This is a genomic window from Actinacidiphila sp. bgisy167, from assembly GCF_057707665.1.
On sequence record NZ_JBYIQP010000090.1, the window covers coordinates 1 to 14,201 of the forward strand.

Here is a 14,201-nt window from a genome sequence, read left to right on the forward strand (position 1 = left end):
TGTTCGCTGTCGTCGTCATGCTGCTGGTCATCACATTGGTGACCTTCGGGATCTTCTTCCTGATCCCCAAATGGGTCGGTGTCGACCCCGCCACCTACTTCATCGGGAAGCAGGCGGACCCGGCCTCCCTTGAGGGCATTCGGAAGAAGATGGGGCTCGACGACCCCGTCCTCGTGCAGTTCGGCAAGTTCCTGTGGGGGCTGTTCGCCGGGCGTGACTACGCCAACGGCGCGGACGTCACCCATTGCCCCGCCCCCTGCTTCGGCTACTCCTTCCGCAACGAGCAGGCGATCTGGCCGGTCCTGACCGACCGTCTGCCGGTGACCCTGCAGCTGGCCGCCGGCGCCTGCGTCATCTGGGTCATCGTCGGTGTCGGCACCGGTGTCGTCTCCGCCCTCAAGCGCGGCTCCGCGCTCGACCGCTCGCTGATGACGGTCGCGCTCGCGGGCGTCTCGCTTCCCATCTACTTCACCGGCATGATCGCCCTGGCGGTGGTCGTCTACGGGCTCGGATGGATCGACGGCCAGTACGTGCCGTTCGGCGATTCGCCATCCGGGTGGTTCGGCGGCATGCTGCTGCCCTGGGTCACCCTCGCCTTCCTCTACGCCGCCATGTACGCCCGGATGACCCGGGCCACCATGCTGGAGATCATGGGCGAGGACTACATCCGCACCGCCCGTGCCAAGGGCCTGCGCGAGCCGGTCGTCATCGGCAAGCACGCCATGCGCTCGACCATGACCCCGGTGCTGACCATCCTCGGCATGGACCTCGGCGCCCTCGTCGGCGGCGCGATCCTCACCGAGACGACGTTCAGCCTGCCCGGCATCGGCCAGGCGGCGGTGAAGGCGATCTCGGACAAGGACTTCCCCCTCATCCTCGGCGTCACGCTGATCGCGGCCGTCGCCGTGGTGGTGGCGAACCTCCTCGTAGACCTGCTGTACGCCGTCGTCGACCCGCGCGTGAGGCTGTCATGACCGACCTCCCCCTCCAGAAGTCCGGTACCGGGGCGGATGCCGCGCCGAACGAGCCGGTGGCCGGGAAGGCGCGGCCCACGTCGTTCCTGGAGGTCCGCGACCTCAAGGTGCACTTCCCGACCGATGACGGCCTGGTGAAGTCCGTCGACGGCCTCTCCTTCCAGTTGGAGAAGGGCAAGACCCTCGGCATCGTCGGCGAGTCCGGCTCCGGCAAGTCCGTCACCTCGCTGGCCGTCATGGGCCTGCACCGGGCCGGCCAGTACGGCCGCAGCAAGGCCCGGATGTCCGGCGAGATCTGGCTCGACGGCAAGGAACTGATCTCGGCCGACCCGGACGAGGTCCGTCGGCTTCGCGGCAAGGACGTCGCGATGATCTTCCAGGACCCGCTGTCGGCGATGCACCCCTACTTCACCGTCGGCGCGCAGATCGTCGAGGCGTACCGGGTGCACCACGACGTGACCAAGGCCGTCGCCCGCAAGCGCGCCATCGAGATGCTCGACCGCGTCGGCATCCCTCAGCCCGACAAGCGCGTCGACGACTACCCGCACCAGTTCTCGGGCGGCATGCGGCAACGTGCGATGATCGCCATGGCGCTGTCGAACAACCCCGACCTGCTCATCGCGGACGAGCCGACCACCGCGCTCGACGTGACCGTGCAGGCGCAGATCCTGGACCTCATCCGGGACCTGCAGAAGGAGTTCGGCTCCGCGGTCATCATCATCACCCACGACCTCGGCGTCGTCGCTGAGCTCGCGGACGACATCCTGGTGATGTACGGCGGACGCTGTGTGGAGCGCGGGCCGGCCGACAAGGTCTTCTACGAGCCGCAGCACCCCTACACCTGGGGCCTCCTGGGTTCGATGCCGCGCATCGACCGCGAGCGCACGGAACGCCTGGTGCCGGTCAAGGGATCGCCGCCGAGCCTCATCAACGTGCCCCCGGGGTGCGCCTTCCACCCCCGCTGTCCGTACGCGGAGCTCACCGACGGCGCCAGCAGCACGGTCGTGCCCGAGCTGACGGACGCCGGCGGTGGCCACTTCGCGGCGTGCCACCTGCGCACCACGGAACGGGAGCGCATCTGGACCGAAGAGATTGCGCCCAAGCTGTGAAGGACCAGGCTGTGCCCAATAACAATGTCTCGATCCCCCAGCAGGCTGCGGCGCGGAGCGTGCCGACGGCAGGCGGGGAGCCCCTGCTCAAGGTCAGCGGCCTGGTCAAGCACTTCCCCATCAGGAAGGGGCTGCTCAAGCGCCAGGTCGGCGCGGTCAAGGCCGTCGACGGCATCGACTTCCACGTCAACCCCGGGGAGACCCTCGGTGTGGTCGGCGAGTCCGGTTGCGGCAAGTCCACCATGGGCCGGCTGATCACCCGGCTGCTCGAACCGACCGGCGGCACGATCGAGTTCGAGGGCCGCGACATCACGCACCTGGGCACCGGGGGCATGCGCCCGCTCCGCCGCGACGTGCAGATGATCTTCCAGGACCCGTACTCCTCCCTCAACCCGCGGCACACCGTCGGCACCATCGTCGGCGCGCCGTTCCGGCTGCAGAAGGTGCAGACGGAGAGCGGGGTGAAGAAGGAGGTGCAGGACCTCCTGGAGCTGGTCGGCCTCAACCCCGAGCACTACAACCGCTACCCGCACGAGTTCTCCGGCGGCCAGCGGCAGCGCATCGGCATCGCCCGCGCGCTGGCGCTCAAGCCCAAGCTCGTGGTCGCGGACGAGCCGGTGTCGGCGCTCGACGTCTCCATCCAGGCGCAGGTCGTCAACCTCCTGGACGACCTGCAGCGCGAGCTCGGCCTGACCTACGTGATCATCGCGCACGACCTGTCGGTCATCCGGCACGTGTCGGACCGCATCGCGGTGATGTACCTCGGCAAGATCGTGGAGGTCGCGGACCGCGAGTCCCTCTACACCAAGCCGATGCACCCCTACACCAACGCGCTGCTGTCCGCGGTGCCGGTGCCGGACCCGAAGCGGCGCGCCAAGCGCGAGCGGATCCTGCTGACCGGCGACGTGCCGTCGCCGATCGCCCCGCCGCCCGGCTGCCGCTTCCACACCCGCTGCTGGAAGGCGACGGAGGTCTGCAAGACCACCGAGCCCCCGTTGGTCGCCCTGGCCACCGGGCACGAGGTGGCCTGCCACCACCCGGAGAACACCGGTGACTCCGGTGGCTCCGGTGACGCGGGCGGCTCCGGCGCCTCCGGCGGCGGCACGGCCGGGAAGAGCACCGAGAAGGCGTGATCCGGCCTCCCGCACAATGGGACCGGTGCAAGCCGAACTGTTCAGCCACTCCGTCCAGCACGTGCTCGACCTCGTCGGGATCTTCGTCTTCGCGATCTCCGGCGCGCTGCTCGCCGTACGCAAGAACTACGACGTCTTCGGCATGGCGGTGCTCGCCGAGGTCACCGCGCTGGGCGGAGGGCTGTTCAGGGACCTGATCATCGGGGCGGTGCCGCCCGCCGCCTTCACCGACCTCGGGTCCTTCCTCACTCCGCTCGTCGCGACCGCCGCGGTGTTCTTCCTGCACCCCCAGGTCGAGCGGATCAACACCACCATCAGCGTCTTCGACGCTGCGGGCCTCGGGCTGTTCTGCGTCGCCGGGACCACCAAGGCGTACGGTTACGGCCTCAGCCTCACCGCGTCGGCCACCCTGGGGCTCGCCACCGCTGTCGGCGGCGGCGTGCTGCGCGACCTGCTCGGCAACGAGGTCCCCTCCCTGCTGCGCTGGGACCGCGACCTGTACGCGGTGCCGGCCATCGTGGGGGCCGCCGTGGTGGCGGTGCTCATCAAGTTCGACGCCCTGACCCCGGGCACGGGGGTTCTCGCCGTCGTCAGCGCCTTCACCCTCAGGCTGCTGGCCATGCGCTACCACTGGCGCGCGCCCCGCGCCTGGCACCGGCGGACCACCGCGGCGGACGATCTCCACACCTGAGCCCCGGCGTACGGGACACGGTCGGCGCGGGTGTCCGCCGGGCGGCCGGAGTGGGGGGCTGCCGAAACCCTCCCGCGGTTTGTGCCCGGGGGGAGGCCGCAAGTCCGTGCCGCCGGCGGCTGCCGGCCCATGGGACCGCGCGGCCCGGCAGCAGGTGCCCCGCACGGTGGCTCCGGGCCGGGCACCGGTCCGCGGGCGCGCCGCCGCCGCCGTAGAATCACGCTCATCATGGCCTACCTCGACCACGCCGCCACGACCCCGATGCTGCCGGAGGCCGTCGAGGCGATGACCGCGCAGCTCGCCGTCACGGGCAACGCATCCTCCCTTCACGCGTCCGGCCGCCGGGCCCGACGCACGGTGGAGGAGTCCCGCGAGTCCCTGGCAGCCGCGCTCGGCGCCCGCCCCAGCGAGATCGTCTTCACCGCGGGCGGCACCGAGGCCGACAACCTCGCGGTCAAGGGTCTGTACTGGGCCCGCCGGGCCGCCGATCCCCGGCGCACCCGGGTCCTCGCCAGCCCCGTCGAGCACCACGCCGTCCTCGACGCCGTCGACTGGCTCGCCGCACACGAGGGCGCCCGAGTCGAATGGCTCCCGGTCGACGGCTACGGCCGCGTCCACCCCGAGGCCCTGCGCGAGGCCATCGCGCGCGACCCCGGCGATGTGGCGCTCGCCACGGTGATGTGGGCCAACAACGAGGTCGGCACGGTCTTCCCCGTCGCGGCGCTCAGCGAGGTGGCCCGGGAGTTCGGGGTGCCGCTGCACTCCGACGCCGTCCAGGCCTTCGGCCAGGTCGAGGTCGACTTCGCGGCGTCCGGGCTGGACGCGATGACCGTCACCGGCCACAAGGTCGGCGGCCCGTACGGGGTCGGCGCGCTGGTGCTCCGGCGCGAGGTGGGGCCGGTCCCCGTCCTCCACGGCGGCGGCCAGGAGCGCGGCGTACGGTCCGGCACGCTGGACGTCCCCGCGGTCGCGGCGTTCGCCGTCGCCGGGACGCTGGCCGCCGAGCGGCACGAGGACTTCGCACGGGAGGTCGGCGCCCTGCGCGACGACCTGGTCGCGCGGGTCCGCGAGGCCGTCCCCGAGGCCATCCTCAACGGCGACCCCACCCCCGAGGGCCGCCTGCCCGCCAGCGCGCACTTCTCCTTCCCCGGGTGCGAGGGGGACTCCCTGCTGATGCTGCTCGACGCCCAGGGCATCGAGTGCTCCACCGGTTCGGCGTGCACGGCCGGCGTCCCGCAGCCCAGCCACGTCCTCCTCGCGATGGGCGCCGATCCCGACCTCGCGCGGGGCTCGCTGCGGTTCTCCCTCGGGCACACCTCGACGCCGCAGGACGTCGAGGTCCTCGGCAAGGCCATCGGCCCCGCCGTGGCCCGCGCCCGCAGCGCGGGCCTGATGTAGCCCCCGCGGCGGGGACTGCGGGGCGCGGTACCCGGTTCGAGGGCGGCGCGTGCCCCGTTGCGCTGCCGGCGGTGCGGTGCGCCTCGCGGCCTCCAGTGCCCTGCGTCCGGCGGAACCCGCCACACGACACGCGAGCGTGGAACGCTCACTCGGCTGACCCCCGGCGGGCGCGGTGGGCCCGCGGTTCTCGATCCCGGCGAGGACCTGGAGCCGGTACGCCGCCGCGTCGGCCGCGGAACGCCCACAGCCCGTCTTGCGTGGGCGGTGGCGGTGCGAGGGCGGCGTGCGCGCCGTCGCGCCCGCGCCGGGCTTCTTCCGGCCGCCCACCCGTGCGGCACCGTCGGTTTCCGGCGCGTCGGCGGCTTGCGGCGGCGTGCCGCCGCTCCTCCGCGCCGTGCCGCCGCTCCTCCGCGCCGTGCCGACGGTGACGGGCGGGTGCGGGGGAGGCAGCCCGTGGGAGGCGCAACGCACCCGCCCTGGCTGCCCGCAAGGGCCCACGCGCCGCACCGCCCCGCGACGCCCCGCCGGAGCGCCGTACCCTAGGAGGCGCTATGACTGACTTCCCCGGTGCACCCACAGGCCCTGGCGACGGCCGTCGCCTCCGCGTGCTCGCCGCGATGAGCGGTGGCGTCGACTCGGCCGTGGCGGCCGCCCGCGCCGCCGAAGCAGGGCACGACGTCACAGGCGTGCACCTCGCCCTGTCCGCGAACCCGCAGTCCTTCCGCACCGGCGCCCGCGGCTGCTGCACGGTCGAGGACAGCCACGACGCGCGCCGCGCCGCCGACGTGATCGGGATCCCCTTCTACATCTGGGACCTCGCCGACCGCTTCCGCGCCGACGTCGTCGACGACTTCGTCGCCGAGTACGCCGCCGGCCGCACGCCCAACCCCTGCCTGCGCTGCAACGAGAAGATCAAGTTCGCCGCGCTGCTCGACAAGGCGATCGCCCTCGGCTTCGACGCCGTGTGCACCGGCCACTACGCCACCGTCGTCGTCAACCCCGACGGCTCCCGCGAGCTGCACCGCGCCTCCGACGCGGCCAAGGACCAGTCCTATGTGCTCGGCGTCCTCGACGAGCGGCAGCTGGCGCACGCGATGTTCCCGCTCGGCGACACCCTCACCACCAAGGACGAGATCCGAGCGGAGGCGGCCCGCCGCGGTCTGTCCGTCGCCAAGAAGCCCGACAGCCACGACATCTGCTTCATCGCGGACGGCGACACCCAGGGCTTCCTCGCACGGCGCCTCGGTACCGCCGAGGGCGACATCCTCGACGAGGACGGCAACCGCCTGGGCACCCACTCCGGCGCCTACGGCTACACCGTGGGCCAGCGCAAGGGCCTGCGGCTGGGCGTGCCCGCCGCCGACGGCAAGCCGCGCTATGTGCTCGACATCTCGCCGGTGAACAACACGGTGACCGTCGGCCCGGCCGAAGCCCTGGACGTCACCGCCCTGACGGCGATCCGGCCGCGCTGGTGCGGCGCCGCGCCCGAGGGCGCCGGGCCGCGCGCCTACACCGCCCAGTTGCGCGCCCACGGCGCGGACGTGCCCGTCACCGCCGAACTGGCGGACGGCGAACTGCGCGTCCGCTTCACCGGCGGTCCCGTCCGCGGCGTCGCGCCGGGCCAGGCGGTCGTGCTCTACGACGGCACGCGCGTCGTCGGCTCGGCGACGATCGCCACGACGGAGCGCAGCCCGCGCGTCGCCGCGAGCGCCTGAGCGGAGGGCCGCGGGGTGGGACGGCGCGGGACGGGCAGCCGCCTGTCCGGCGCCAGGTGCCCTGCGCGAGACTGGCCCGCATGAATATCTGCGTCTTCCTCTCCGCATCCGACCTCGGGCCCCGCTACACCGAACCCGCCCGCGAGTTCGCCGCGTTGATCGGCAAGGGCGGCCACACCCTGGTGTGGGGCGGCTCGGACACGGGGCTGATGAAGGTGATGGCCGACGGAGTGCGGGAGCACGGCGGGCGCCTGGTCGGCGTCTCGGTGGAGTTCCTTGCGGCCAAGGCCCGCCAGGACGCCGACGAGATGGTGATCGCGGCGGACCTCGCCCAGCGCAAGGCGGAACTGCTGATCCGCGCCGACGCCGTGGTGGTCATGGTGGGCGGCGCCGGCACCCTGGACGAGGCGACCGAGATCCTGGAGCTGAAGAAGCACGGCCTGCACACCAAGCCGGTCGTCCTGCTCAACACGGCGGGCTTCTACGACGGGCTCAAGGAGCAGCTCCGGCGCATGGACGAGGAGGGCTTCCTGCCGCTGCCCCTCACCGAGCTGGTGTTCTTCGCCGAGGACGGCGTCTCGGCGCTCGCCCACCTGGAGGAGAAGGCCGGCATCGCGTGAGCCGGAGGGGATGACAGCATGGGGCCCATGTCGATTCACCTGATCACCGGCGCCGGCTCCGGCATCGGCGCCGCCGTGGCGCGGCGCCTCCTCGACCGCGGCGACGAACTGTGGCTGCTGGCCCGCGACGCCGGACGCGCCAAGGAGCTGGCCGACCTCTACCCGGGCGCGCACACCCTCGTCGGCGACCTCGCGGAACCCGAGCGGCTGTCCTGGGCGCTGGGCCACCAGTCGCCGCCCGACCGGCTGGACTCCCTGCTGCACATCGCGGGCGTCGTGGACCTGGCGCCGGTCGGCGAGCTCGCCCCGAAGATCTGGAACCGGACGCTCGCCGCCAACCTCGTCGGCCCCGCCGAGCTGACCCGTCTCGTCCTGCCGCAGCTGCGGCTCTCCCGCGGGCACGTGGTCTTCGTCAACTCCGGCGCCGGGCTCAGCGCGAACGCCGAGTGGGGCGCCTACGCGGCCAGCAAGCACGGCCTCAAGGCGCTCGCCGACTCCCTGCGCCACGAGGAGCACGAGAACGGGGTGCGGGTCACCTCCGTCTACCCCGGCCGCACCGCCACGCCCATGCAGGCCAAGGTGCACCAGCAGGAGGGCAAGCCCTACGACCCCTCGCGCTGGATCACCCCCGAGTCGGTCGCCACGGCGATCCTGACGGCGGTCGACCTGCCCCGCGACGCCGAGATCAACGACCTGACGATCCGGCCGGGATCCTGACCGGCCGGCCGTCGTAGGCTGCACCGGTGAGCACGGAAGGTACCGAAGCGAAGTTCCGGCTGCCCGCGGGGGCGGCCACCGGCGTGGGCTCGATGCCAGGGGGTGACGCGCGCGAGGCGGCGCGGACGGCGACCGGGGCGCTGGAGGCGCTGCCGTTCCTGCCGGAGCTGCCCGCGCGCGGCCCGGGCGCCGACATGATCGGCCGTACGCTCGGGATGCTCGTCGAGCTGTACGCGCGCGTGGAGCCCAGCGGTTGGCGGTTCGGCGACCGCCCGGGCCGGGACACCCGCCGCGCCAAGGCATGGCTGGGGGAGGACCTGGACGCCCTGGAGGAGTTCACCCAGGGCTACGAGGGCCCGCTCAAGCTGCAGGCCGTCGGCCCCTGGACGCTGGCGGCCTCCGTCGAGCTGAAGAACGGCGAGGCGGCGCTCTCCGACGCGGGGGCCTGCCGCGACCTGGCGGCCTCGCTCGGCGAGGGCCTGCGGCTGCACCTGGAGGATGTGCGCCGGCGCATGCCCGGCGCGCGGCCGGTGCTGCAGCTGGACGAGCCCTCGCTCACCGCCGTGCTCCAGGGCCGGGTGAGAACCGCCAGCGGCTACCGCACACACCGCGCGGTGGACCGCGGCGTCGTCGAGGGCGCGCTGCGGGAGGTCATGGCGGCCGTCGGGGACGTACCGGTGATCGCGCACTCGTGCGCTCCGGAGGTGCCCTTCGCGCTGCTGCGGCGGGCCGGCGTGGCAGGGGTGTCGTTCGATTTCTCGCTCCTCACGGAGGGTGACTGGGACGCCTTCGGCGAGGCGGCCGAGGCGGGGACCGCGCTCCTGACCGGTGTCGTCCCGGGGACGGACGCCCGATTGTCGGACCCTGCCGGTAGCGTCGGTGGTGTTCGGGCGCTGTGGCGCAGGCTGGGGCTGGCCCCGGGGGATCTGGGCACCTCCGTGGCGGTGACCCCGTCCTGCGGCCTGGCGGGGGCCTCGCCGGCCTATGCCCGTGCCGCGCTGGTGCACTGCGCCAAGGCGGCACGCTCGCTCGTCGACGACCCTGAGTGAGGATGGGATGAGGAAGGACGTGGACGTGGAGGACTCCGTGATCCCCGAGGGCGCCCGCAACGACGACGTGCCGGCGAAGGCGCGCGAGCTGCACGCCTCCCTGGCCGAACAGGTCGAGGAGCACCGCTTCCGCTACTACGTCAAGGACCAGCCGGTCATCAGCGACGCCGAGTTCGACGCGCTGCTGCGGCGGCTGGAGGCGCTGGAGGAGGAGCACCCCTCGCTGCGCACGCCGGACTCGCCGACCCAGAAGGTCGCGGGCGCTTACGCGACGGAGTTCACCTCCGTCGAGCACCGCGAGCGCATGCTCTCCCTCGACAACGCCTTCAGCGAGGAGGAGCTCGACGCCTGGGCCGAACGCCTCGCCGGGGAGCTGGGCCCGCCGGCCGGCGAGGGCGGCACGTACCACTTCCTGTGCGAGCTGAAGGTCGACGGGCTCGCCGTCAACCTGACGTACGAGAACGGCCGCCTGGTGCGCGCCGCCACCCGCGGCGACGGCCGCGCCGGCGAGGACATCACGCCCAACGTCCGCACGATCGCCGAGATCCCGGACCGTCTGGCGGGGGAGCGGGTCCCCGCCCTCGTCGAGATCCGCGGCGAGGTCTTCTTCCCCATGGAGGCGTTCGAGGAGCTCAACGCCCGCCTGGTCGCGGCCGGCGACAAGCCCTTCGCCAATCCGCGCAACGCCGCCGCCGGCTCCCTGCGCCAGAAGGACCCCCGGGTCACGGCGAGCCGTCCGCTGCACATGGTGGTGCACGGCATCGGCGCCCGCGAGGGCTTCAGCATCGACTGCCAGTCGCACGCCTACGAACTGCTGCACGCATGGGGCCTGCCCACCACCAAGTACGCCCGCGTCGTGGGCACACTGGCCGAGGTCAAGGAGGCCATCGCCTACTACGGCGAGCACCGCCACGACGTCGAGCACGAGATCGACGGCATCGTCGTCAAGGTCGACGAGATCCCGCTGCAGGGCCGGCTCGGCTCCACCGCCCGCGCGCCGCGCTGGGCCATCGCGTGGAAGTACCCGCCGGAGGAGGTCAACACCAAGCTCGTCGACATCCGGGTGGGTGTGGGCCGCACGGGCCGGGTGACCCCGTACGCGGTGGTCGAGCCGGTCACGGTGGCCGGCTCCGAGGTCGAGTTCGCCACCCTGCACAACCAGGACGTGGTGAAGGCCAAGGGCGTGCTCATCGGCGACACCGTGGTGCTGCGCAAGGCCGGTGACGTCATCCCGGAGATCCTCGGCCCGGTCGTCGACCTGCGGGACGGAAGCGAGCGCGAGTTCGTGATGCCCGCCGAGTGCCCCGAGTGCGGCACCCCGCTGCGCCCGATGAAGGAGGGGGACGTCGACCTGCGCTGCCCCAACGCACGGGGCTGCCCGGCGCAGATCCGGGAACGGCTGTTCTATCTCGCCGGTCGCAAGTGCCTGGACATCGAGAACTTCGGCTATGTCGCGGCGGCCGCGCTCACCCGGCCCCTGGAGCCCGCCGAGCCGCCGCTGCGCGACGAGGGCGACCTGTTCGACCTCACCCCCGAGGATCTGCTGCCCATCCGCGCCCATGTCCTCGACCAGAACACCGGCCTGCCCAAGCGCGACCCGCAGACCGGCGAGGAGAAGGTCGTCTCCGTCTTCGCCAACCAGCAGGGCGAGCTGAAGAAGAACGCCGTGGCCATGCTGGAGAACATCCAGAAGGCCAAGGAGCGGCCGCTCGCCCGGATCATCGCCGGGCTGTCGATCCGTCATGTCGGCCCGGTCGCCGCCGAGGCCCTGGCCCGCGAGTTCCGCGACCTGGACGCCGTCTTCGCCGCCGACGAGGAGCGACTGGCGGCTGTCGACGGCGTCGGCGGCATCATCGCGGCCTCCCTCAAGCAGTGGTACGAGGAGGAGTGGCACCGCGAGATCCTGCGCAAGTGGAAGGCCGCCGGAGTCCGCTTCACCGAGGAGGGCTCCGACGAGGGGCCCCGCCCGCTGGAGGGCCTGACCGTCGTCGTCACCGGCACCCTCGCCACCCACACCCGGGACGGCGCGAAGGAGGCACTGGCGAGCCGCGGGGCCAAGGTCACCGGTTCGGTCTCCAAGAAGACCGACTTCGTGGTCGTCGGCGACAGCCCCGGCTCCAAGTACGACAAGGCGGTGCAGCTCAAGGTGCCGATCCTGGACGAGGAAGGCTTCGCCGTCCTGCTCGGACAGGGTGCCGACGCGGCCCGGGAGGCAGCCGTGAATCCCGAGGGCTGACACCCCATCATCACTCTTTCGGCCCATAGCGCATCGATCCGGGAGAGTAGGTTCCATATCGGGCAACAGCAGCCGATCGGTGCCCGGGACAGCCTTTGTCGCCCTACTGTTGGAAGGCGCGCCTTCCGGGCACCGGCCCTCCAGCAGCCCGGCGGTCAATGCCGCGGGCAGGGGCGTGTGGTGGAACGGCACACGCTGCTGCGAGAGGGTACGGGCATGGAACCGACGGACAGCGCCGGACCGGCGCAGCGGCTGCTCAGGCCGGCCGCGCCGGTGCTGCCCGCAGTGGCACTCAGGTACTCGGTCGTGGGCGCCGCCGCGACGGCCCTGGTCGTGGGCATCGTGCGGATGCTCGTCGACGGCGGCACCTTCTTCCCCGGCGGTGAGGAGGGTTGGGCGTTCGCCGTGCTCACCGGCATCATCGTCGGCCATCTGGTCGCCATGGGCCGGGACCGCTGGTGGGGCGGCACCGGCTCCGGCGCCGCTCTGACCCTCGCCGTGCTGCTGCTCTACGGGTGGGTGCCCGCGGTGCTGGTCAGCCTGGCCGTCGTCGTCCTGGTCGGCGCGGCCCGCCGGCACCGGTGGCGGGAGGCGCTGCTGCACGGCTCCGTGGACATCCTGGGCATCGGCGCGGCCGCGCTCGTCCTGTCCGCCTTCGGCACCCACCCGTCCGTCGAACAGCCCTGGCAGCCCGCCACGTGGGGGATGGCCGCCGTCCCCGCCGTGCTCGCCGCCGCACTCGGCTACCTGGCTGCGACCCGCGCGCTGCTGTGGTACGCGATCGTGCCGCGTTCCGGAGTGCTGCCCACCGTGGCCCGCACCGCCCTCATACGCCAGGGCTTCGTCGGTGTCGCGCTGCTCGGCATCTCGCCGCTGATCATCATCGTCGCGGCCGATCTGCCCCTGGTGCTGCCGCTGTTCGCCGTGCCCCTGATCGCGCTGGACTCCACGCTCTGGATCGCGCACGCCCGTGCCGAGGAGCAACTGCGCGACCCGCTCACCGGGCTGCCCAACCGTCAGTGGCTGCTGGAGCGCACCTGGACCGCGCTCGACGACGCCGCCCGCAGTGGCGAGCGCGTCGCCCTCGTCCTGATCGACCTCGACAAGTTCCGCTCCGTCAACGACACCCTCGGCCATATGGCCGGGGACCGTCTGCTGCTGCAGATCGCCGACCGCCTGCGCCTCGCCCTGCCGCGCGGCGCCGAGGTCGCGCGGCTGGGCGGAGACGAGTTCGCCGTCCTGCTCCCCACCTGCGACGCGCCGACCCGCGCCCAGCGCATCGCCAGGACCCTGGTGGCCGCGCTGAGTTCGCCGTTGAGCCTCGAGGGCCTGACGCTGGTCCTCGAGGCCAGCGCCGGGGTCGCCGTCTACCCCGACCACGCCGATGACGCCGAGGGACTCCTGCGCCGCGCCGACGTCGCGATGTACCAGGCGAAACGCGACCGCAGCGGAGTCGAGGTGTACGAGTCCTCCCGTGACGGCAACACCCCCGACCGCCTCGGTCTCCTCGGCGATCTGCGCCGGGCCCTGGACCGCGGCGAGGTCGAGCTGCACTACCAGCCCAAGGTCCGCTTCGACGGCAAGGTCGCCGGCCTGGAGGCCCTGGTCCGCTGGGTGCACCCCGAGCGCGGCCGGGTGAGCCCCGAGGAGTTCATCGCGATCGCCGAGACCTCGGGGCTCATGCCGCAGCTCACCGAGTACGTGCTGGAGTCCGCCCTCGGGCAGGTCGCGCGGTGGCGGGCGATGGGCATCGACGTCCCCGTCGCCGTCAACGTCTCTCCGCGTGACGTCCACTCGCCCGGCTTCGCCGGCGCCGTCGCGGCGCGCCTGGCCCGGCACGGGGTCCCGCCGGGGGCGCTGCAGTTGGAGATCACCGAGCACGTGCTGCTGGACGACCCGCAGCGGGCCGCCGACACCATGGCCGGGCTGACCGGGCACGGGGTGAAGATGTCGCTGGACGACTTCGGCACCGGTTACTCCTCGCTGGTGCACCTGCGCCGGCTTCCGGTGAGCGAGCTGAAGATCGACCGCTCGTTCGTCGCCCGGTTGTCCGTCGATGCCGAGGACGCGGAGATCGTGCGCTGCACCGTCGACCTCGCGCACTCCCTCGGCCTCCTCGTCGTGGCGGAGGGCGTGGAGGACGACGAGACGTGGGAGCGCCTGCGGGACCTGGGCTGCGACGCGATCCAGGGCTGGCTCGTCGCCGCGGCGATGCCCCCGGAGGAGACCACGGCCTGGCTGCGGCTGCGGGGCCGTTCCGGATGGCGCCGCCCGGCGGAGCTGGAGGCCACCCAGGAGCGCGCCGCCGTCCCCGACGCCCAGTGACGTCCGCGGGCCGGCCCGCGGGGGCAGAGCGCGCTGGGAGCCCCGCCGGGCTCCGGCCTGACGACCCGCCCGGACCCTGCCCGGCGCCGCGTCACACATCCGACCGCGCCGCGCGTACCGCACCCCCGGTGCGGGGGCGCGGCGTCCCCTCCCGCACCCGGCGCCACGGGCGGGAATCGGCATCCTCCCCAGCGCCCGGCGACCGCGCGGGGCCCCTCGGCCCCACCCGCATCG

The 14,201-nt window shown here is 73.0% G+C and carries 11 protein-coding genes; all 11 read left to right on the forward strand.

The window, feature by feature from the left end; genetic code table 11:
- Nucleotides 1–974: ABC transporter permease (locus AC3ET4_RS26150; RefSeq protein WP_431953547.1), on the forward strand; the 974-nt coding region annotated here is incomplete at its 5' end.
- Nucleotides 971–2,083 carry an ABC transporter ATP-binding protein gene (locus AC3ET4_RS26155; protein WP_431953549.1) on the forward strand — a complete coding sequence of 371 codons (1,113 nt, stop codon included), beginning with the start codon at nucleotides 971–973 and terminating at the stop codon, nucleotides 2,081–2,083. The genes AC3ET4_RS26150 and AC3ET4_RS26155, both read left to right, overlap by 4 nt.
- The gene (locus AC3ET4_RS26160) at nucleotides 2,080–3,216 is read left to right on the forward strand and encodes an ABC transporter ATP-binding protein (RefSeq protein WP_431953551.1); all 1,137 of its coding nucleotides are present in this window, start codon (nucleotides 2,080–2,082) and stop codon (nucleotides 3,214–3,216) included. Before AC3ET4_RS26155 ends, AC3ET4_RS26160 begins: the two co-directional genes overlap by 4 nt.
- A gap of 25 nt (nucleotides 3,217–3,241) precedes the next feature.
- Nucleotides 3,242–3,907, forward strand: coding sequence for a trimeric intracellular cation channel family protein (locus AC3ET4_RS26165; protein ID WP_431953553.1), 666 nt, complete (start codon nucleotides 3,242–3,244; stop codon nucleotides 3,905–3,907).
- 228 nt (nucleotides 3,908–4,135) lie between these two features.
- Nucleotides 4,136–5,305 carry a cysteine desulfurase family protein gene (locus tag AC3ET4_RS26170; protein ID WP_431953555.1) on the forward strand — a complete coding sequence of 390 codons (1,170 nt, stop codon included), beginning with the start codon at nucleotides 4,136–4,138 and terminating at the stop codon, nucleotides 5,303–5,305.
- Nucleotides 5,306–5,856: 551 nt separating this feature from the next.
- Nucleotides 5,857–7,020: a tRNA 2-thiouridine(34) synthase MnmA gene (mnmA, locus tag AC3ET4_RS26175; RefSeq protein WP_431953557.1), complete on the forward strand. Its 1,164-nt coding sequence runs from the start codon at nucleotides 5,857–5,859 to the stop codon at nucleotides 7,018–7,020.
- Nucleotides 7,021–7,100: 80 nt separating this feature from the next.
- Nucleotides 7,101–7,640 (forward strand): LOG family protein, encoded by a 540-nt coding sequence (locus tag AC3ET4_RS26180; RefSeq protein WP_431953559.1) that lies wholly within the window; start codon nucleotides 7,101–7,103, stop codon nucleotides 7,638–7,640.
- Between the two features lie 27 nt (nucleotides 7,641–7,667).
- Nucleotides 7,668–8,357, forward strand: coding sequence for an SDR family oxidoreductase (locus AC3ET4_RS26185; RefSeq protein WP_431953561.1), 690 nt, complete (start codon nucleotides 7,668–7,670; stop codon nucleotides 8,355–8,357).
- A 26-nt stretch (nucleotides 8,358–8,383) separates the two neighbouring features.
- On the forward strand, nucleotides 8,384–9,406 hold the full coding sequence (locus tag AC3ET4_RS26190) for a methionine synthase (protein WP_431953563.1): 1,023 nt from the start codon (nucleotides 8,384–8,386) through the stop codon (nucleotides 9,404–9,406).
- Between the two features lie 7 nt (nucleotides 9,407–9,413).
- On the forward strand, nucleotides 9,414–11,642 hold the full coding sequence (ligA, locus tag AC3ET4_RS26195) for an NAD-dependent DNA ligase LigA (RefSeq protein ID WP_431953565.1): 2,229 nt from the start codon (nucleotides 9,414–9,416) through the stop codon (nucleotides 11,640–11,642).
- Between the two features lie 216 nt (nucleotides 11,643–11,858).
- Nucleotides 11,859–13,967, forward strand: a complete 2,109-nt coding sequence (locus AC3ET4_RS26200) for a putative bifunctional diguanylate cyclase/phosphodiesterase (RefSeq protein WP_431953567.1) — start codon at nucleotides 11,859–11,861, stop codon at nucleotides 13,965–13,967.
- The last annotated feature ends 234 nt before the right edge of the window (nucleotides 13,968–14,201 follow it).